At 40.2% G+C, this 19260-nt stretch carries 14 protein-coding genes and 1 CRISPR repeat array (1 of these 15 cut by a window edge); of the genes, 11 read left to right on the top strand and 3 right to left on the bottom strand.

The genetic code is table 11. From position 1 onward, the window contains the following. Window positions 1-595: a CRISPR direct-repeat array (repeat unit 28 nt; unit sequence GTTTTTCCCGCACACGCGGGGGTGATCC) (it extends 960 nt beyond the left edge of the window). Between the two features lie 638 nt (window positions 596-1233). Then, window positions 1234-2199 carry a LacI family DNA-binding transcriptional regulator gene (locus ACORHT_RS07710; RefSeq protein WP_434349932.1) on the bottom strand — a complete coding sequence of 322 codons (966 nt, stop codon included), beginning with the start codon at window positions 2197-2199 and terminating at the stop codon, window positions 1234-1236. After that, the gene (locus ACORHT_RS07705) at window positions 2180-3634 is read right to left on the bottom strand and encodes a sucrose-6-phosphate hydrolase (protein ID WP_434349931.1); all 1455 of its coding nucleotides are present in this window, start codon (window positions 3632-3634) and stop codon (window positions 2180-2182) included. The genes ACORHT_RS07710 and ACORHT_RS07705 overlap by 20 nt, the downstream gene beginning before the upstream one ends. Window positions 3635-3997: 363 nt before the next feature. Here ACORHT_RS07705 and ACORHT_RS07700 point away from each other — a divergent pair, with 363 nt between their 5' ends. Further along, complete coding sequence (locus ACORHT_RS07700) at window positions 3998-5878, top strand: sucrose-specific PTS transporter subunit IIBC (protein WP_434349930.1); 1881 nt, start codon at window positions 3998-4000, stop codon at window positions 5876-5878. A 141-nt stretch (window positions 5879-6019) separates the two neighbouring features. After that, window positions 6020-6907: a fructokinase ScrK gene (gene scrK / locus ACORHT_RS07695; protein ID WP_434349929.1), complete on the top strand. Its 888-nt coding sequence runs from the start codon at window positions 6020-6022 to the stop codon at window positions 6905-6907. A 42-nt stretch (window positions 6908-6949) separates the two neighbouring features. Here scrK and ACORHT_RS07690 read toward each other — a convergent pair whose 3' ends face one another. Next, the gene (locus tag ACORHT_RS07690) at window positions 6950-8140 is read right to left on the bottom strand and encodes a cation diffusion facilitator family transporter (protein ID WP_434349928.1); all 1191 of its coding nucleotides are present in this window, start codon (window positions 8138-8140) and stop codon (window positions 6950-6952) included. 156 nt (window positions 8141-8296) lie between these two features. Here ACORHT_RS07690 and ACORHT_RS07685 point away from each other — a divergent pair, with 156 nt between their 5' ends. From ACORHT_RS07685 to thrB, 9 genes are all read left to right on the top strand, one after another. Next, window positions 8297-9907 (top strand): hypothetical protein, encoded by a 1611-nt coding sequence (locus ACORHT_RS07685; RefSeq protein WP_434349927.1) that lies wholly within the window; start codon window positions 8297-8299, stop codon window positions 9905-9907. Between the two features lies 1 nt (window position 9908). Next, the gene (locus tag ACORHT_RS07680) at window positions 9909-10940 is read left to right on the top strand and encodes an acyltransferase family protein (RefSeq protein ID WP_434349926.1); all 1032 of its coding nucleotides are present in this window, start codon (window positions 9909-9911) and stop codon (window positions 10938-10940) included. Then, the gene (locus ACORHT_RS07675; protein WP_434349925.1) at window positions 10933-11901 is read left to right on the top strand and encodes a glycosyltransferase family 2 protein; all 969 of its coding nucleotides are present in this window, start codon (window positions 10933-10935) and stop codon (window positions 11899-11901) included. The genes ACORHT_RS07680 and ACORHT_RS07675 overlap by 8 nt, the downstream gene beginning before the upstream one ends. Window positions 11902-12091: 190 nt before the next feature. Then, a complete protein-coding gene (locus ACORHT_RS07670) occupies window positions 12092-14776 on the top strand; it encodes a cation-translocating P-type ATPase (protein WP_434349924.1) in 2685 nt (894 codons plus the stop codon). 214 nt (window positions 14777-14990) lie between these two features. Beyond that, window positions 14991-15401 (top strand): peptide deformylase, encoded by a 411-nt coding sequence (locus ACORHT_RS07665; RefSeq protein WP_434349923.1) that lies wholly within the window; start codon window positions 14991-14993, stop codon window positions 15399-15401. 119 nt (window positions 15402-15520) lie between these two features. After that, the gene (locus tag ACORHT_RS07660) at window positions 15521-15685 is read left to right on the top strand and encodes a DUF3953 domain-containing protein (protein ID WP_214261590.1); all 165 of its coding nucleotides are present in this window, start codon (window positions 15521-15523) and stop codon (window positions 15683-15685) included. Between the two features lie 221 nt (window positions 15686-15906). Next, entirely contained in the window at window positions 15907-16629 is a 723-nt protein-coding gene (gene yaaA / locus ACORHT_RS07655) for a peroxide stress protein YaaA (protein WP_434349922.1), read from the top strand. A gap of 286 nt (window positions 16630-16915) precedes the next feature. Continuing rightward, window positions 16916-18202: a homoserine dehydrogenase gene (locus tag ACORHT_RS07650; protein WP_434349921.1), complete on the top strand. Its 1287-nt coding sequence runs from the start codon at window positions 16916-16918 to the stop codon at window positions 18200-18202. A gap of 1 nt (window position 18203) precedes the next feature. Continuing rightward, complete coding sequence (thrB, locus tag ACORHT_RS07645) at window positions 18204-19073, top strand: homoserine kinase (RefSeq protein WP_223338675.1); 870 nt, start codon at window positions 18204-18206, stop codon at window positions 19071-19073. Window positions 19074-19260 lie beyond the last annotated feature (187 nt).

Genomic DNA, 19260 nt, shown 5'->3' with positions numbered 1-19260 from the left:
CGTAGTCTTGTCTTATGAGTTTTTCCCGCACACGCGGGTGTGATCCTGGATCACTGTCGTCAAGTTCGTCGTAAAATTCGTTTTTCCCGCACACGCGGGTGTGATCCTGGGATTTTTTACGGTTTTAGGCACAAAAAAAGGTTTTTCCCGCACACGCGGGTGTGATCCTACAGGTCAAATGTTTTGTTACAACCATGCCGAGTTTTTCCCGCACACGCGGGGGTGATTCCAGCTCTGTGTTTGACAAACCGATTTTGTCAGCGTTTTTCCCGCACACGCGGGTGTGATCCCCAAAAAACCGCAAGCCCGAGCCTGCGGTCTAGGTTTTTCCCGCACACGCGGGGGTGATCCCCAGTTGACAAGCACGCCATAGCACTTGATATAGTTTTTCCCGCACACGCGGGTGTGATCCCAGCTCTGTGTTTGACAAACCGATTTTGTCAGCGTTTTTCCCGCACACGCGGGGGTGATCCTTGATAAATTTAGTCATTTTCCTCTTTTTAACCGTTTCTCCCGCACACGCGGGGGTGATCCTGGGGCATTAGCCGTGAGCAATTCAAGAAAGATGTTTTTCCCGCACACGCGGGTGTGATCCTGGCGAACTTCACACAGACCCAGCTTTTAAAACGTTTTTCGCGCATACGTGGGAGATTGACTACATAAAATGAGATATAAGAAAAATATCCCTATTGAAAACTGATAAATTAGAGATAGGAGTGTCTTATTATAGGAAAAAAGCATATTCTGTGTAAATGAAGATATCTTACATAACAAAGGAGAAGACAAGTGAATCGAATGAAGTCATCATGGAGACATTTGGTAACAATAACATCAGTTGGGTAAAAAACTTGTAGAAGAGTATAAGAAAATTTGTCTTGTATCTGTTGTCTTAGAGTGTTTCAGAACTAAATGTTCAAAATTTTTTGATTGGAAAAACGAGACTAAAATCCTTCTGCCAAATCCCTAGCCCTCCTAGCTGGTGCTAGTGAGTCTGAAGTTGCTCCCCTAGTTGAGCGCCTCATCGCAGAGAAAACCTTTAACTTAGAGACAGCCCAGCGTTATCTAGAAAACTTAAGATCATAAAAAACTCAGACGAATTCGTCTGAGTTTTCTTGTGCTTATACTCAATGAAAATCAAAGAACAAACTAGGAAGCTAGTCGCAGCTTACTCAAAACACTGTTTTGAGGTTGCAGATGGACGCTGACGTGGTTTGAAGTGATTTTCGAAGAGTATTAAATACTCTTTCCAGGTAATAGGGTGACGGGTAAGAAGTAACCAGTTGTCGCGACCTCTTTGCCTTCAATTTTTTGTAAGAGCAAATCAACTGTTAGGCGAGCAATCTCTTCCAAGGGTTGTTTAATGGTAGTGAGGTGAGGGTAGAAATTCTCAATGAAATAAGTCCCGTCATATCCGATTACCTTGAGTTGTTCAGGAACAGAGAGACCAAGCTCCTGGGCAATCTTAATAACCAAAATAGCAGTCAAATCATCAGAAGCGAAAATAGCATCTGGTTTTTGTTTGGTCAAGATATTTTTAATTTCCATTTCCTTACGAAGGGGTGAAAAGTCACTGGAAACATTGATAATAGGAGCCTTTGGCAAGATTGAAGCAAAACCAGCATGACGAAGTCCAGTTGGTGAATTGGAATTGTCATTTCCTGTAATCATGATAATAGATTTGGCTCCAGTTTTAGCCAAGGTCTGAGCAGCTAGGACACCACCAGCATAGTTGTCAGAAGAAACGACAGGTATGTCTGGTGATAGGTTGCGGTCAAATGAAATGATCGGAGCGGTTACGCGATTGTAATCCTCAATCCCAAGGTTGTGACTTCCCGAAATGATACCGTCCACCTGGTTGGCTTCTAACATTTCGATGTATTCGCGTTCTTTTTCCGAATCGTGTTCACTATTACAGATGATGGTCTTGTAGCCTTTTTTGAAGAGTTCGTGCTCTAATTTATCAATTAACTCTGCATAGAAAACATGGCTGATTTTTGGGAAAATCAAACCGATTAATTTGGCAGACTTTCCTTGGAGGCTACGAGCCAGATTATTGGGCTTGTATCCCAATTCACGCATGGCATCCTTAACCTTTTGAATGGTTTTTTCAGACAGATAACCCTTTTTGTTGATGACACGTGAAACAGTAGTAGGGCTGACGCCAGCTAATTTTGCGACATCAGTTAGTTTTGCGACCATATTCTAATTCGTAGTACGTTCCAGTTGGGTTTCCAGATTTAATGAGGATTCCATTTTGATCTTCGTGAGGGAAGACACGACCAGAAAATACCTTTTCTCCTTTATTGATAAAGATTTCAAAGACTGACTTGTCGATGAAGATATTGACAGTAGTTGTTTGATTAGTAACTGAGCAAGAGCGAGTAGTTCCAAATTCTTGAGCATATTGCTCACCTGCTTGACTACGATCAACGGTTACTTGGCCATTGACAAGGTCAAAATTGATAGATAGCCCCTTGCCGTCTTTATCAGCAAGAAGGATGATTTCACTTTGACTATCGGCTTCTAAGTTAAGCTCAAGTTCGTAGGTGTTTTTGGTTTCAGAACGATTTGAAAATTCCTCTTTTGAAGCTTGGAGGTCCTGGATAGCTGCTACAGGGTACTGATAGAGTTTGCCGTCTTTAATGGTCAGTTCTTTTACCAATGAGAAAGTTCCTTGGTGATCAAAACGATCAGATGGATAAGACACATCTGGTAAACCAAGCCAACTAACAGCAAGGGCACGTCCATCAGGGGCATTGAAGGCTTGAGTTGCATAGGCTTCAAAACCATAATCGAGGTTGTGTAGTTCAGACACATCTACCATACGAGCATTTTCTGGATCAAAGGAAGTGCCGATTTTATACATGTTTGGATAGATATTGTCGTATTCAAGAACCTTTTTATCCAAACCTTGTGGACAGTAAAGAAGGACAGGTTGTTCTCCGACAAAGACTAGATTTGGGCACTCCATCATATAGGCAGTACGGTCATTGTTGAAGTCAAGGTCTCCGACTTCTTGCCAGTTTGTATAATCATTTTCGATAGCCTTATAGAGACGGACAAATCCTTTTTTGTCCAAATCTTGACCACCAACGATAGCGTAGTATTGCCCTTTAAAGTTAAAAATCTGTGGATCGCGGAAATGGTCAGTAGCATCAGCAGGCTGATCAATCAAGATTTTATCAATCTTTTTAATATTTCCATCCTTATTCATCAAGGCACCGATCTGATAAGGGTGGCGTACCCAATTGTCATCACGGACATTTCCAGTATAAAAGAGGAACAATTGATCACCAAACTGCATAGCAGAACCAGAGTAAGCACCGTGGCTATCAAGTGGAGTATCAGGTAGAACCTTAACTCCAGTTTCTGAAAAATGAACTAAATCATCACTTTCAAGTTGTACCCAAGACTTTAACCCATGAGCTGCTCCGAAAGGGAAGTTTTGGTAAAAGACAACCCACTTGCCATCGAAATATGAAAAACCATTTGGATCATTTAAAAGACCTTGCTTGGGTTCGATGTGATAGCTTGTATGCCATGGAGACTGAGCCATATTTTCTTGGATTTCTTTTCTTTCTTCTTGTGTCCAATCTTCATAACGTCTGTAACGACGTTCAGTAGTCCATTCCATTTCTATTTCCTCCATAAATTCTACTATCTTAATAGTAAACGTTTCCTTATAAAAAAGCAAGTCTTTTACACTAAATTAAAGAAAAAAATGTCAAACGATTGACAGAATCCAGGAACGTAATTTTATGGAAAATGATGAAAATATGAAAGTTTTTGAAAAACTTTAAAGTAAAAACCTTGATTTTAGAGGGTGTTATGGCTGTGTTGATGAAAAAACAGCAAAAACAATCAAAAAATAAAAAATAGCAAAATTTTTTCTGCAAAACGCTTGACATATTTTTTAAACGTGATAGAATAATATTCGTGGGGCGAGTAAAATCGCTTTCAAACAAAAACAAATTTTTTTATAAGGAGATTTTTGCAAATGACCAATACAGAAATTGCAAAAAAAGTCATCGAAGCCTTGGGCGGACGTGAGAATGTTAACAGTGTAGCTCACTGTGCTACTCGCCTTCGTGTTATGGTTAAAGATGAAGCGAAAATTAACAAAGATGCTATCGAGAACTTGGAAAAAGTTCAAGGTGCTTTCTTTAACTCAGGTCAATACCAAATCATCTTTGGTACAGGTACAGTTAACAAGATGTACGATGAAGTCGTAGCTCTTGGTTTGCCAACGACATCTAAGGATGAGATGAAGGCAGAAGCTGCTAAACAAGGAAATTGGTTCCAACGTGCCATCCGTACTTTCGGTGATGTTTTCGTACCAATCATTCCAGTTATCGTAGCAACTGGTCTCTTCATGGGTGTTCGTGGACTCTTGAATGCTCTTGGAATGACACTTCCAGAAGATGTTACAACTTACACTCAAATCTTGACTGACACAGCATTCATTATCTTGCCAGGTTTGGTTGTTTGGTCAACCTTCCGTGTATTTGGTGGTAACCCAGCTGTTGGTATCGTTCTTGGTATGATGCTCGTTTCAGGTTCACTTCCAAATGCCTGGGCTGTTGCTTCTGGCGGTGAAGTAACTGCTATGAACTTCTTCGGATTTATCCCAGTTGTTGGTTTGCAAGGTTCAGTTCTTCCAGCCTTCATCATCGGGGTTGTCGGAGCTAAGTTTGAAAAAGCTGTTCGTAAAGTTGTTCCAGATGTTCTTGACCTCTTGGTAACACCATTCGTAACACTCCTCGTAATGTCAATTCTTGGTTTGTTTGTGATCGGACCAGTCTTCCACGTTGTTGAAAACTATATCCTTCTTGGAACAAAAGCTATCCTTAACTTGCCATTCGGTCTAGGTGGTTTCTTGATTGGTGGAGTTCACCAAGTTATCGTCGTATCAGGTGTTCACCACATCTTCAACTTGCTTGAAGTTCAATTGCTTGCTGCTGACCATGCTAACCCATTCAACGCTATCATCACAGCTGCCATGACTGCTCAAGGTGCTGCGACAGTAGCCGTTGGTGTGAAAACTAAAAATCCTAAACTTAAAACACTTGCTTTCCCAGCTGCTCTTTCTGCCTTCCTAGGTATTACTGAGCCTGCTATCTTCGGGGTTAACTTGCGTTTCCGTAAACCATTCTTCCTTTCATTGATCGCTGGTGCAATCGGTGGTGGATTGGCATCTATCCTTGGTCTTGCTGGTACTGGTAATGGTATCACAATCATCCCAGGTACAATGCTTTACATTGGTAACGGACAACTCCCACAATACCTTCTTATGGTAGCTGTATCATTCGCTCTTGGTTTCGCTCTTACATACATGTTTGGTTATGAAGATGAAACTGATGGAGAATCATCTGTAAAAAAGCCTGAAGTTAGCGAAGAAGTAGTAGAAACTGCATCTGCGCTAACAGACGAAACAATTCAAACACCAATCGTTGGTGACGTAGTTGCTCTTTCAGATGTTAATGACCCAGTATTCTCAAGCGGAGCTATGGGACAAGGTATCGCCGTGAAACCTAGCCAAGATGTTGTTTATGCACCAGCTGATGCTGAAGTGACAATCGTCTTCCCAACAGGGCATGCTTATGGTTTGAAAACAGCAAACGGAGCTGAAATCTTGATTCACGTTGGTATCGACACTGTTTCAATGAACGGTGAAGGATTTGACAAAAAAGTTTCCCAAGGTGACAAGGTTAAAGCTGGAGATGTTCTTGGAACATTTGATTCAGCTAAGATTGCTGCTGCAGGTCTTGACAACACAACTATGGTTATCGTGACAAACACTGCAGACTTTGCTTCAGTAAATCCAGTTGCTTCTGGATCTGTTGCTAAGGGTGACGCAGTCATTGAAGTTAAAGCTTAATAGATTCATAAAAACGAACAAATGTCATGTTTGTTCGTTTTTGATTGAATGGTAAAATTTACAGAGGAAAATCTAAAATATTGAGCAATTTTCAGTCTGGAAATATGCTATAATAAAGAAAATAAATACAAGAGGTTAATCATGACAAAACTATACGGAAGTTTGGAAGCAGGCGGTACAAAATTTGTCTGTGCTGTCGGAGATGAAAACTATAACATTGTAGAAAAAGTACAATTTCCAACAACAACACCTATCGAAACTATCGATAAAACCATCGAGTTCTTCTCAAAATTTGATAATCTTGCAGGACTTGCCATTGGTTCATTTGGTCCAATAGATATCGATAAAAACTCAAAAACTTACGGGTTTATCACAACAACTCCAAAACCTAACTGGGCAAATGTAGACTTGCTTGGTGCTCTCCGTCGCGCTCTAAACGTTCCGATGTATTTCACAACAGACGTAAATAGTTCTGCATACGGTGAAGTGGTTGCCCGTAACAATGCTGGTGGCCGTATCGAAAACTTGGTTTACTACACAATCGGTACAGGTATCGGTGCAGGTGTTATCCAACGTGGTGAGTTTATTGGCGGTGTTGGTCACCCTGAGATGGGTCATTATTATGTGGCTAGACACCCAATGGATATTGAAAAAGAATTTAAAGGTGTTTGTCCTTTCCATAATGGATGTTTGGAAGGTTATGCAGCTGGTCCAAGTTTGGAAGCTCGTACAGGTGTTCGTGGGGAAAACATTGAACTCAACAACTCTGTCTGGGATGTTCAAGCCTACTACATTGCTCAAGCCGCAGTGAATGCGACTGTAACTTTCCGTCCAGATGTCATCGTCTTTGGTGGTGGGGTTATGGCTCAACAACATATGCTTGACCATGTACGTGAGAAATTCACAGCCCTACTCAATGGCTACCTACCAGTTCCAGATGTACGTGACTATATCGTGACTCCAGCTGTTGCTGGCAATGGTTCAGCTACACTAGGAAACTTCGTTCTTGCTAAGAGCGTTGCAAAATAAGAATATAAAAAACTCCCAACTTTCTCAGTTGGGAGTTTTGCTTTAGTCTTTTTCTATTTTTGTTTCCTGATGGAAAATATTTTGCCAAGTTTCGTGACGGCGCCAGATGCTGGTATGAATGGTATCACCGACTTGGTAGCGGATGAGTTTAGTCTTTTGACTGATAGAGGTTAAATGAAGCTCCTTGATAGCAGAGGTCAGTTCTTTTTCAGTCTTATAGGCATCCTTGTCCAGTTCTTGTCCGTCCTGGCGGATATAGATGAAATCTTCTGCAAGTAACTCTTCCAGTTGATTTCCTTGGTCGATTAGTTGCTCTCTCATGAGCAATTTTTTATAGACATTATCTAGGATTTCATCCTCAGGGATTGGTGCTGGTTCGATATGAATGTCTGTATCAAAGACACCAAATCGATCTGATAACATTGATTCAACCTGGTCCGCAATTTCATGACTCTCATAAACAGAGAGATCTGGGTTCATTTCCAGAGTAATGTCCAGATAAATGTTGCTTCCGTAAGTACGACCGCGTTGAGATTTGACCTTGCTAATCTTAGGAATTTCCATGATAGCTTTTTGGTAATCTTCGAGCAAGTGTTCATCAAAACCATCAGAAAGGCTGAAGGATGACTCGATAAAGATATCATAAGCAGTTTTAAGAATAAAGAAGGTAATGATAATCGCAACCAACTTATCCACGATTGGATAGTTAAAGCTACTAGCTAGGATAGCAATAGAAGTTCCAAGAGAAGTCACAGCATCTGACAAATTATCCTTGGCTGCTGTCTTGAGAGCTTTGGACTTAGCTTGCTTGCTCAGATGGGTATTGTAGAGATAAACTGCAAACATGATGATAGCAGAGATGATTCCCAGAGTCGCCCCAAGTGGGTCAATGACCGTTTGCTCTCGACTGAGTATCTTTTGAATGGTATCCCGTAGAACATCAAAACCAACGTAAAACATGATGATGGAAGTGATGAGACTTGCCAAATCCTCTATTTTCCAGTGGCCGAAGCGATGATCTCTATCTGCCGGTTGGCGAGCCAAACGAATCCCGATGAGAAGGGCCACGTTTCCGACGATATCTGAAACGTTGTTAAAACCATCGGCCACCAAACTGGATGAATGGAGGAGGTGGCCAGTTGCTAGCTTAGCTGCAGACAAGAATAGATAGGTCAAAATGCTGATAATGGCACCACGCTCAGCCAATTTTAAGTTTGAAACCGATTGATTCATCTAACTCCCCTTCTAGCATTTTAGTATTCTTTCATTATACTGGTTTTCCAAGGAAAATTCAAATGTCTATTAGGATATGTATTCAGAAATCAACAGATTTTTTAAATGAAATATGATAAAATGGTTAGGTAATATTTATTTTAGAAAGAGTTTTTGATGAATCATAAACAAATCATTGATAGAGTGATTCGAATTGGTTTGCTGTTGCTACCATTTCTTATTTTTTATGGCTATAGAGTAGTTAAGGGGGTTGATTATCCAGTGGTTGATGATATCATGGTTAATCAAACCATATTATCTGGTGATAATATGTTGCTTCCCTATATTGGAATTTTGTTATCATCTGCTTTAGTATTTCTTCAACAATTATTTACAAATTGGAATATTTATTTTATTTTTTTAGCTCTCAGTTTTTGCTTGAGTTTTAGCATCTATTTGGAGTTCTTTTTTAGAAAGAAATATTATTTCTTACTTCCCTTAGTAATTTTGCTTCAAATGGTTTTAATGAAGTATTTCTCGTTTTCAGTAATTGCTTACTTGTTATCGACAGCAGCTATACTATTATTATTTGATAGAAAATACCTAACGGGAATGCTTTTGTCTGTAATAGGGTTATCGATTAGGCCGCAAATTATTGCCAGTTTATTATTGCTTTTACTCCCCTTCCTAGCTTTTGAAGTCATCAAAGGAAAAAAGAAAAAAGAATTATTCTTGTTATCTGCTGTCATTTTACTTATATTTGCTTCCAATAAAATTTATACCTTAATGAGACCAGATGTTCGAGAATACCTAACTTGGAATACTCTAAGTACCAATTTGAGAGATTTCCCTGCGATTGATTATGAGAAACATGCCAAGGAATTCCAGGAACTGGGAGTCAGTGAAAATGATTTATCTACTTCAACTTACTGGTTGTTTGCAGAAAAAGATGCTTTGAACAATGAGCTGTTAACAAAAATTCAATCAGTACGTTCTTTCTCTGAGAAGTACTCCTTTAATGTATTTCAGATGGTGAAAGATTATTTCCAAAACATTATTTTGACAACCTTTCTTCTTGTTATGGTTTGCTGGTTTTTGTTCTTCAAGCCTAAGAAAGTCTATGGCTGGTTACTCCCGCTTGTTCCATTTGTACTAATCGGTGCACTATTTGTTAGGCAGAGAGTAGTAGAACGTGTCTATATCCCAATTATCATTAGCTTTTTAATATTTTTTATCTACTATGCTCCTTTATTTTACACTAAGCGAAAACTGTTGAAGAAAAGAGGAATTTTTTATAGTCTACAACTTGTAGGAATGCTGGCGAGTATGGTCTGGGTAAATAGTGTAGGACAAGAACTTTATTGGTTTCCAATCATTCAATCATCCATGGTATCAGAGTATCATGATGTAGTTGAAAAACATTCTGATAAATTGCTTGTTTTTGGCGGTTATGGAACACTTGTCAATTCTCAACCTAGTTTGGCTACGATTAGAAGGAAGCCTGATCAGTTGATTGAAAATACAACAACCTTAGGTAACTGGCAAACTTTTTCGCCACATTATTATCAATTAATGAAAAAGTATAATGTTGAGGAGCCTAGTAATCTTCTTTCTTCTGCTATTGATAAGGAGAATATCCTATTCTTTTGGTCACCCTCTTCAGGAAAGATGGATCAAGTCAAGAAAATAATGAAAGAACATTACCAGAAAGATGTTTATTTTGAAGAAGTTGAGGTGGTCACTTCTGATATGAATCTTTATCGACTAAGAACAGGAGAAGGGAGATAGGATGAAAAAGCGCATAGGTTACCTAGATATGGCTAAGGGGCTAGCGATTATACTTGTTATTATAGGGCATAGCAGTTTTGTGCCTCTTCGTGCAAAAATACTCCTCTATGTTTTTCATATCCCCTTATTTTTCTTCTTGTCAGGTTTTACTTTAAATGTCACTAAATACAAAACATTTAAGGAATATTTTCTTAGCAAGGTGAAAAGTTTGGTCGTTCCCTTTTTTTGCCTGAATATTTTTGTTTTTCTTTTTCAACTCTTTGTCATGTATCCTGAACAAGTGTTTAGTTTTAATCTTATTCATTTTACTAAACAGTTATTGTTGTCAGACCGCTTGCATGTTTATTTTCAGTTATGGTTTCTGAATGTCATGTTTTTAGCACATGTTTTTAGTTACTTTATTCTCAGAAAAAAATGGACCATTATTCAATGGCTTTTGATTAGTGTATCACTCTTATTTTTAGTCGTTTTGGGACAAAAAATCTATGCTTGGAATTTTTATCTTATCTGGAATATTGACCTGGTCCCTGTAGCCATTATCTTTACACTCTTAGGTGTCGGAGTGAGAAAATATTTAGCGCAGATAGAAAAGTTTTTTGCAATTTATTATTTGCCGCTTGCCTTATTGCTAACTATATTTATAGGCAGATTGAACTATCATTGGAGTGGGAAACAGATTGTTGATCTTTACTATCAACAGATTGGAAACCATCTCTTGTTTTACATTGCTGCAATTTCAGGTATATGGTCCACCCTCATATTCTTTAAGTCAATTCCTGAAATGACTCTCTTGAAATCAATCGGTCAAAGAACCTTGATTTACTATGGTGTCCATGCCCCGATTGTTTTAGTATTGGTAGAAAAATTAGTTTTACAATTATCTACTAGATACACCGGTATTTTTGTGAATGGCTACGTTACAACAATTGTTGTGACAATATTGACTTTGGTAGGATGTGAATTGATTGTCAGAGTATTTAGAGGGACAAACTTTCCCTTTGGGATTAAAAGGTTAGGAGTCAAAAATGAGTAGAAATAATCCGATTTTATATATCGTGATTCCATGTTATAACGAAGAGCAAGTATTACCTCACACAAATCCGATGTTTGTTGGGAAAATTGAGGAATTGGTAAAAAATCAAGAGGTTCATCCAAATAGTAAGGTCATGTATGTGAATGATGGCAGTAAGGATAAAACTTGGGAACTTATCCAAGAATATGCTTCATCAAATCCATATGTTGTAGGTATTTCTCAAAGTCGAAACCGTGGTCATCAAAGTAGTGTTCTTGCTGGGATGTACGAAGCTGCAGAATTTGCGGATATCGTGATTACCATTGATGCAGATGGTCAAGATGATATTGATTGTATGAATCAGATGATTGCTGAATATAAGTCAGGTTCAGAGATTGTCTACGGCGTTCGAGACAACCGAGAGACAGATTCGGCTTTTAAACGTATTACAGCAGAGGGATTCTATAAGGTGATGCATTTATTTGGAGCAGATGTCGTTTTTAATCATGCTGACTATCGTTTAGTCTCCAAACGTTTTATTCATGAACTTGCTAAATTTAAAGAAGTAAACTTATTTCTTCGAGGCATTATGCCTCTTGTAGGATTTAAGTATTCCTACGTGACTTATAAACGTCATGAACGAATTGCTGGAGAAAGTCACTATCCACTTTCTAAAATGCTTGGTCTAGCAATGGATGGTATTACTAGCCTATCTATTAAACCTATTCGCTTGATTACTAGCTTGGGAGTTATGACTTCACTTTTTAGTTTTTTGTTGATCATCTGGGTTTTGTGGAGCAAATTTGCTGGTACAGTAGTAGCTGGATGGGCCAGTACCTACGCCATTGTAAGCTTACTTGGCGGGGTTCAACTCATTAGTCTTGGTGTAATTGGGGAATATATCGGAAAAATCTATCTAGAAACGAAACAACGTCCAAGATATATTATCAGTGACCGCACCTATGATGAGAGTGATGAGTAACCTCACCTCAAAACTTGAAAACTTTTGAAATTCTGATATAATAGAACTACTCAAGGGAGTAGCTGGCGGTTAACCGCGATAGTGTCGTCATTACGAATTATTTCCGGCACTATATTAAACAGCGAGACTTGTTTTTTTAAAAAACAGGTCTCTTTTTTTGTAAAAAGAGGCCAAAAAGGAGGAGACTGTTTTGTCAAAAGAACAAAATAAAGACTTGTTTTACACACAGACCTCAGAAGAAGTCCTAAAGAATTTGGACTCATCTATCGAAGGTTTGTCAACTGCTCAAGCTCAAGAACGCTTAGCGACTTATGGTCGTAATGAGTTGGAAGAGGGAGAGAAACGTAGCCTACTAGCTAAATTCCTTGATCAATTTAAGGATTTGATGATTATCATCTTGCTTGCGGCAGCGGCACTTTCTGTGATTACAGAAGGGATGGATGGTTTAACAGATGCGATTATAATCTTGGCTGTTGTAGTCTTGAATGCTGCCTTTGGGGTTTACCAAGAAGGGCAAGCAGAAGCAGCCATTGAAGCTCTGAAAAATATGTCTAGCCCAATGGCTCGTGTTCGTCGTGATGGTCATGTGATTGAGATTGACTCAAAAGAATTGGTACCTGGAGATATCGTCTTGCTTGAAGCAGGGGATGTCGTACCTGCAGATATGCGCTTGTTTGAAGCAGCGTCGCTTAAAATAGAGGAAGCAGCTCTTACAGGGGAGTCTGTGCCAGTTGAAAAAGATGTGACAGGACTTGTTGAAGCAGATGCTGGTATCGGAGATCGCGTTAATATGGGTTACCAAAACTCAAACGTAACATACGGTCGTGGTATTGGTGTCGTAACCAATACTGGTATGTATACAGAAGTTGGTAAGATTGCAGATATGTTGGCTAATGCTGACGAGACAGAGACACCGTTGAAGCAAAGCTTGGAACAATTATCTAAGGCCTTGACTTACTTAATCATTGTGATTGCAGTAATTACCTTCTTGGTTGGTGTCTTTGTTCGTGGAGAACATCCATTAGAAGGCTTGATGGTGGCGGTTGCCCTTGCAGTAGCGGCTATTCCAGAAGGGCTTCCTGCCATTGTAACTATCGTTCTATCTTTGGGAACTACAACCCTTGCAAAACGTAATTCAATCGTCCGTAAATTGCCAGCGGTTGAAACGCTTGGTTCAACAGAAATCATTGCATCTGATAAAACAGGTACTTTGACCATGAACCAAATGACGGTTGAAAAAGTTTATACCAACGGTCAATTGCAAAGCTCAGCTGCTGAAATTGCGACTAGCAACAATACCCTTCGTATCATGAACTTTGCCAATGATACCAAGGTGGACCCATCTGGCAAGCTGATTGGGGACCCAACGGAGACAGCTCTTGTACAGTTTGGTTTGGACCACAACTTTGATGTTCGTGAAGTCTTGAAGGATGAGCCACGTGTAGCTGAATTGCCATTTGACTCAGACCGTAAACTCATGTCTACCATTCATAAGGAAGCAGACGGTTCTTACTTTATCGCTGTCAAGGGTGCGCCTGACCAATTGCTCAAGCGCGTGACTCGTATCGAAGTCAATGGGGAAGTTCGCCCAATCACAGAAGAAGATAAAAATGCTATCCTTGCAACCAACAAAGAATTGGCCAAACAAGCTCTTCGTGTCTTGATGATGGCTTATAAGACAAGTCATGAAATTCCAACCTTGGAATCTGAAATTGTTGAATCTGACCTCATCTTCTCTGGTTTGGTCGGAATGATTGACCCTGAGCGCCCAGAGGCTGCAGAAGCTGTTCGTGTTGCTAAGGAAGCGGGTATCCGTCCGATTATGATCACTGGTGACCACCAAGATACAGCGGAAGCTATCGCTAAACGTCTCGGTATCATCGATCCAAATGATACAGAAGACCATGTCTTCACTGGTGCTGAGTTAAATGAACTCACTGATGAAGAATTCCAAAAAGTCTTCAAGCAATACTCTGTTTACGCGCGTGTATCGCCTGAGCACAAGGTTCGTATCGTGAAAGCATGGCAAAATGAAGGCAAGGTTGTCGCTATGACGGGTGATGGGGTCAACGATGCACCATCACTTAAGACAGCGGATATTGGTATAGGTATGGGGATTACAGGTACAGAAGTTTCTAAGGGAGCTTCGGATATGGTCCTTGCTGATGATAACTTTGCAACCATTATCGTAGCGGTAGAAGAAGGACGTAAGGTCTTCTCAAATATCCAAAAATCAATCCAATACCTCTTGTCTGCTAATATGGCTGAAGTTTTCACCATCTTCTTTGCAACCTTGTTTGGTTGGGATGTGCTTCAACCAGTGCATCTTCTCTGGATTAACCTGGTAACAGATACGCTTCCAGCTATCGCTCTTGGGGTTGAACCAGCTGAGCCAGGCGTTATGACTCACAAACCTCGTGGACGTAAGTCTAACTTCTTTGATGGTGGTGTCTTCGGAGCAATCATTTATCAAGGAATCTTCCAAACCATGCTAGTTCTAGGTGTTTATGGTTGGGCTCTTCTCTTCCCAGAGCACCAAAGTCATACTGAAATCCATGCGGATGCCCTTACCATGGCTTTTGCAACTCTCGGTTTGATCCAATTGCTCCATGCCTTTAACGTTAAGTCGGTTTACCAATCTATCTTTAAAGTGGGACTCTTTACCAACAAGACCTTTAACTGGTCTATCCCAGTTGCCTTCGTCCTCTTTGTGGTGACAATTTTGGTTCCTGGATTTAATAATCTCTTCCACGTTTCAAACTTGAGCTTGACTCAATGGATGGTGGTCGCTGTTGGAGCGCTCATGATTGTAGTCCTTGTTGAGATTGTTAAAGCAGTCCAACGAGCACTTGGAAAAGATAAAAACGCTATTTAAGCATTATGAAAAGTCATCTTCGGATGACTTTTTGTTTTTATGTAAATATAAACTGAAATAATACTCAATGAAAATCAAAGAGTAAACTAGGAAGAGAGCCGCAGACTGTACTTGAGTACGGCAAGGTGAAGCTGACGTGGTTTAAATTTGATTTTCGAAGAGTATAATTTTGTGCTATAATCAAGTAGACTGATATCGCATGGAGGAAAGAATCTTGGAAAAGAAAATAGTAAAAGATATCTTGTTTTTGTCGCAGGTATCCCAGCCTGCTAGTCAGGAAGATTTACCCCTAGCAAAGGATTTGCAGGATACTCTACAGGCCAACCGAGAAACCTGTGTTGGACTAGCGGCCAATATGATTGGGGTACAAAAACGCGTCATTATTTTTAATATCGGAATGATTCCCATGGTTATGTTTAATCCAGTTCTCAAATCTTTTGAAGGAGCATACGAGACAGAGGAAGGTTGTTTGTCTTTGACAGGTGTAAGACCGACAACTCGATATGAAAAAATTACAGTAAGCTACAGAGACATCCATTGGCAAGAGCAAACCATTACCCTGACGGGATTTCCTGCTCAGATTTGTCAGCATGAATTGGATCATTTGGAAGGGATTATCATATAGGCTTTGTATCCTAGATCAGGGTCCATCCTTCAAGCTTAAGGAAACAACATTGTTTTTCTTGAACTCTTGTTTGAAATTTGTGATAATAAATGAAAGAATAATAAATGGAGGACAGTCAAATGGGATTTTATCTGATGATTGGTTCGATGTTGCTTGGTCTTTTCGCTTTGAAGATAGGATTTTCTCACCTAAAGGAGAAAAAGTTTACTCTGTCATCTATCTTGACAAGCTGCCTTGGGACAGCACTAGTTCTCTTTGCAATCTGGTTAGGATTGCCAAAATAAGGAAAGAAGAGTCTGGGACAAAAGTCCTAGCCTCTCAATTGTCTTTAGATTGAGTGGTTGAGTGGGCTCTACTACGCTGATTTCATCAGCTTTTACAACCCTACTCAACTGTGCGGAGGTGGGACGACGAAATCGAATTCTAACGAATTACCGATTTCTGTCCCACTCTCTTTTAAGTGCAAATCCTTGGTAGTCCTAAAAAAATATGCTACACTAACACTATGAAAATTCTAATCCCAACTGCAAAAGAAATGAACACCGAAATCCCTAGTTTAGAGGCTAAACCCTTGTGTCCTGAAAGTCAGGCAGTGCTGGATGAATTGGCGACATACTCTGCCCAAGAGCTGGAGAGTTTTTACAAAATATCTGCCGAAAAGGCGCAAGAGGAGTATGACCATATCCAGGCCTTGAAAAATGAAACTGCGACAAACTATCCAGCCTTGCACCTCTTTGATGGACTCATGTATCGCAACATCAAACGGGACGATTTCACCAAGGAGGAGCAAACCTATCTGGAGAAACACCTCATGATAACGTCAGCTCTTTACGGTGTGATTCCAGCCTTTGCACCGATTGCACCTCACAGACTAGACTTTTTGATGAAGCTTAAAATTGCTGGGAAAAGCCTGAAAAGTCACTGGCAGTCAGCTTATGAAGAGTCGTTGAAGGGTGAAGAACTAATCTTTTCACTCTTGTCTTCGGAGTTTGAAACTGTCTTTCCTAAAGAAATCCGTGAGAAAATGGTGACCTTCAAATTCATGGAAGATAGAGATGGAAAACTAAAAATCCACTCAACCATTTCTAAAAAAGCTAGAGGGGCTTTCTTAACAGCCTTGATGGAAGGTCAGGTAACTTCGGTTGAAGAGATTAAAAAGCTCAGCTTTGCGGGTTTCAATTATCGAGAAGACTTGTCTAGTGATAAAGAATTGGCTTTTGTGAAATAGATAAAAAATAGAGAGAGTGGGACAGAAATCGGTAATTCGTTAGAATTCGATTTCGTCGTCCCACCTCCGCACAGTTGAGTAGGGCTGTAAAAGCTGATGAAATCAGCGTAGTGGAGCCCACTCAACCACTGCGTCTTGCTCGACAATCCATAGACAAATGAGAGGCTAGGACTTTTGTCCCAGCCCTTTTTTGCGATTTGGTGCTTCTATTTTTAGTTCAGAATGGTAGGAATTTTCACACAATTTTGGTATAATAGGACTATTAGAAAATTTCGAGGAGACAAACATGTCAGTTAAGATTGCTTTACTTGGATTTGGTACAGTAGCCAGTGGTGTGCCATTCTTACTAAAGGAAAATAGAGAAAAAATTGTTCAAGCAGCCCAGTCAGAAATTGAAGTAGCTAAAGTTTTGGTCAAAGACGATCAAGAGAAAGCCCGCTTGCTTGAAGCAGGAAATGATTTTAATTTTGTAACAAATATCGATGAAATCTTGTCAGACAAAGACATCACGATCGTTGTTGAGTTGATGGGGCGTATCGAACCTGCTAAAACATTTATCACTCGTGCTTTAGAAGCAGGGAAACACGTCGTGACAGCTAACAAGGATCTTTTGGCAGTCCATGGTGCAGAATTGCTTGAGGTTGCAAAAGCTCACAATGTTGCCCTATACTACGAAGCAGCTGTTGCAGGAGGAATTCCAATCCTTCGTACCTTGGTCAACTCATTAGCATCAGACAAAATCACACGTGTTCTTGGTGTTGTGAACGGAACATCTAACTTTATGATGACCAAAATGGTAACAGAAGGCTGGTCTTATGAAGATGCTTTGGCAGAAGCCCAACGACTTGGCTTTGCTGAGAGCGACCCAACCAATGATGTTGACGGTATTGATGCAGCCTACAAGATGGTCATCCTCAGTCAGTTTGCTTTTGGGATGAATGTCAAGTTTGAAGATGTTGGCCACCAAGGAATTCGCAACATCACTCCAGAAGATGTGGCAGTAGCTCAAGAACTTGGTTATGTTGTGAAATTAGTTGGTTCTATCGAAGAAACAGCTTCTGGAATCGCTGCTGAGGTTACACCAACCTTCCTTCCTAAAGAACACCCACTTGCAAGTGTTAATGGTGTTATGAATGCAGTCTTTGTAGAGTCTATCGGTATCGGCGAGTCTATGTACTATGGACCAGGTGCTGGTCAAAAACCAACTGCAACAAGTGTTGTGGCTGATATTGCCCGTATCGTTCGTCGTTTGAATGATGGAACAATTGGAAAAGCCTTTAATGAATACAACCGTCCAGTAGTCTTGGCTAAGCCAGAAGATGTCAAAGCTAATTATTATTTCTCAATCTTGGCTCCAGATTCAAAAGGTCAAGTCTTGAAATTGGCTGAACTCTTTAATGAAGAAGATATTTCCTTCAAGCAAATCCTTCAAGATGGTAAGCAAGAAGGCAAGGCTCGTGTTGTCATTATCACTCATAAAATCAACAAGGCGCAACTTGAAAATATTACAGCAGCTTTGAAGGGTGTAGCTGAATTTGAACTTCTCAACACCTTCAAGGTTTTAGGAGACTAAGATGAAGATTATTGTACCTGCTACAAGTGCCAATGTGGGTCCTGGTTTTGACTCGGTTGGTGTAGCTGTAACTAAGTATCTAGAAATTCAGGTTTGTGAGGAACGTGAAGAATGGATGATCGAGCACCAATTAGGCAAATGGATTCCACGTGATGAACGTAATCTTTTGCTCAAGATTGCTCTACAAATTGTTCCAGACCTCCAACCTAGACGTCTGAAGATGGTCAGTGATATTCCGCTTGCGCGTGGGCTAGGTTCATCGAGCTCGGTCATCGTTGCTGGGATTGAATTAGCAAATCAATTAGGGAACCTAAAATTAACGGATCACGATAAGTTGCAATTGGCAACTAAGATTGAAGGGCATCCTGATAATGTTGCACCTGCTATCTATGGGAATCTCGTCATTGCTAGTTCGGTAGAAGGTCAGGTTTCAGCTGTTGTGGCGCCTTTTCCTGAGTGTGCTTTCCTAGCTTATATTCCAAACTATGAATTGCGTACTCGAGATAGTCGTGGTGTCTTGCCAAAGAAACTATCATACAAGGAAGCCGTTGCTGCAAGTTCTATCGCCAATGTGGCTATTGCAGCCCTACTGACTGGAGATATGGTCAAAGCAGGCCAGGCTATTGAGAGTGACCTTTTCCATGAGCGTTACCGTCAAGAACTGGTAAGAGAATTTGCAACGATCAAGAAAGTTGCCAAGAGAAATGGTGCTTATGCGACTTACCTCTCTGGTGCTGGGCCTACTGTCATGGTTCTAGCTGAGCCTGATAAGATGCCTAAGATTAAGGCTGAGCTTGAGAAGCAGCCGTTCAAAGGCAAGCTTCATGACTTGCAAGTAGATACACAAGGCGTTCGCGTCGAAGCAAAATAAATATAGCAATAGGATGGGGAAACTCTCTATTAGAGGGCTTCCTGTCCTTTTTTTGAAAATGAAACATGGAAACTGATACTCAATGAAAATCAAAGAGCAAACTAGGAAGCGAGCTGCAGGTTGCTCAAGGCACTGCTTTGAGGTTGTAGATAAGACTGACGATGTCAGTTACATATATCTACGGTAA

It is taken from the genome of Streptococcus sp. KHUD_014, from assembly GCF_051106275.1.
Classification (GTDB): domain Bacteria; phylum Bacillota; class Bacilli; order Lactobacillales; family Streptococcaceae; genus Streptococcus.
This window is presented reverse-complemented; position numbering and strand designations above follow the sequence as displayed.

Coding starts and splice junctions, on each gene's coding strand:
- thrB (WP_223338675.1), top strand. CDS start 18,204: ATGAAGATTATTGTACCTGCTACAAGTGCCAATGTGGGTCCTGGTTTT.
- ACORHT_RS07680 (WP_434349926.1), top strand. CDS start 9,909: ATGAAAAAGCGCATAGGTTACCTAGATATGGCTAAGGGGCTAGCGATT.
- ACORHT_RS07650 (WP_434349921.1), top strand. CDS start 16,916: ATGTCAGTTAAGATTGCTTTACTTGGATTTGGTACAGTAGCCAGTGGT.
- ACORHT_RS07700 (WP_434349930.1), top strand. CDS start 3,998: ATGACCAATACAGAAATTGCAAAAAAAGTCATCGAAGCCTTGGGCGGA.
- scrK (WP_434349929.1), top strand. CDS start 6,020: ATGACAAAACTATACGGAAGTTTGGAAGCAGGCGGTACAAAATTTGTC.
- ACORHT_RS07685 (WP_434349927.1), top strand. CDS start 8,297: ATGAATCATAAACAAATCATTGATAGAGTGATTCGAATTGGTTTGCTG.
- ACORHT_RS07710 (WP_434349932.1), bottom strand. CDS start 2,199: ATGGTCGCAAAACTAACTGATGTCGCAAAATTAGCTGGCGTCAGCCCT.
- yaaA (WP_434349922.1), top strand. CDS start 15,907: ATGAAAATTCTAATCCCAACTGCAAAAGAAATGAACACCGAAATCCCT.
- ACORHT_RS07690 (WP_434349928.1), bottom strand. CDS start 8,140: ATGAATCAATCGGTTTCAAACTTAAAATTGGCTGAGCGTGGTGCCATT.
- ACORHT_RS07675 (WP_434349925.1), top strand. CDS start 10,933: ATGAGTAGAAATAATCCGATTTTATATATCGTGATTCCATGTTATAAC.
- ACORHT_RS07705 (WP_434349931.1), bottom strand. CDS start 3,634: ATGGAATGGACTACTGAACGTCGTTACAGACGTTATGAAGATTGGACA.
- ACORHT_RS07660 (WP_214261590.1), top strand. CDS start 15,521: ATGGGATTTTATCTGATGATTGGTTCGATGTTGCTTGGTCTTTTCGCT.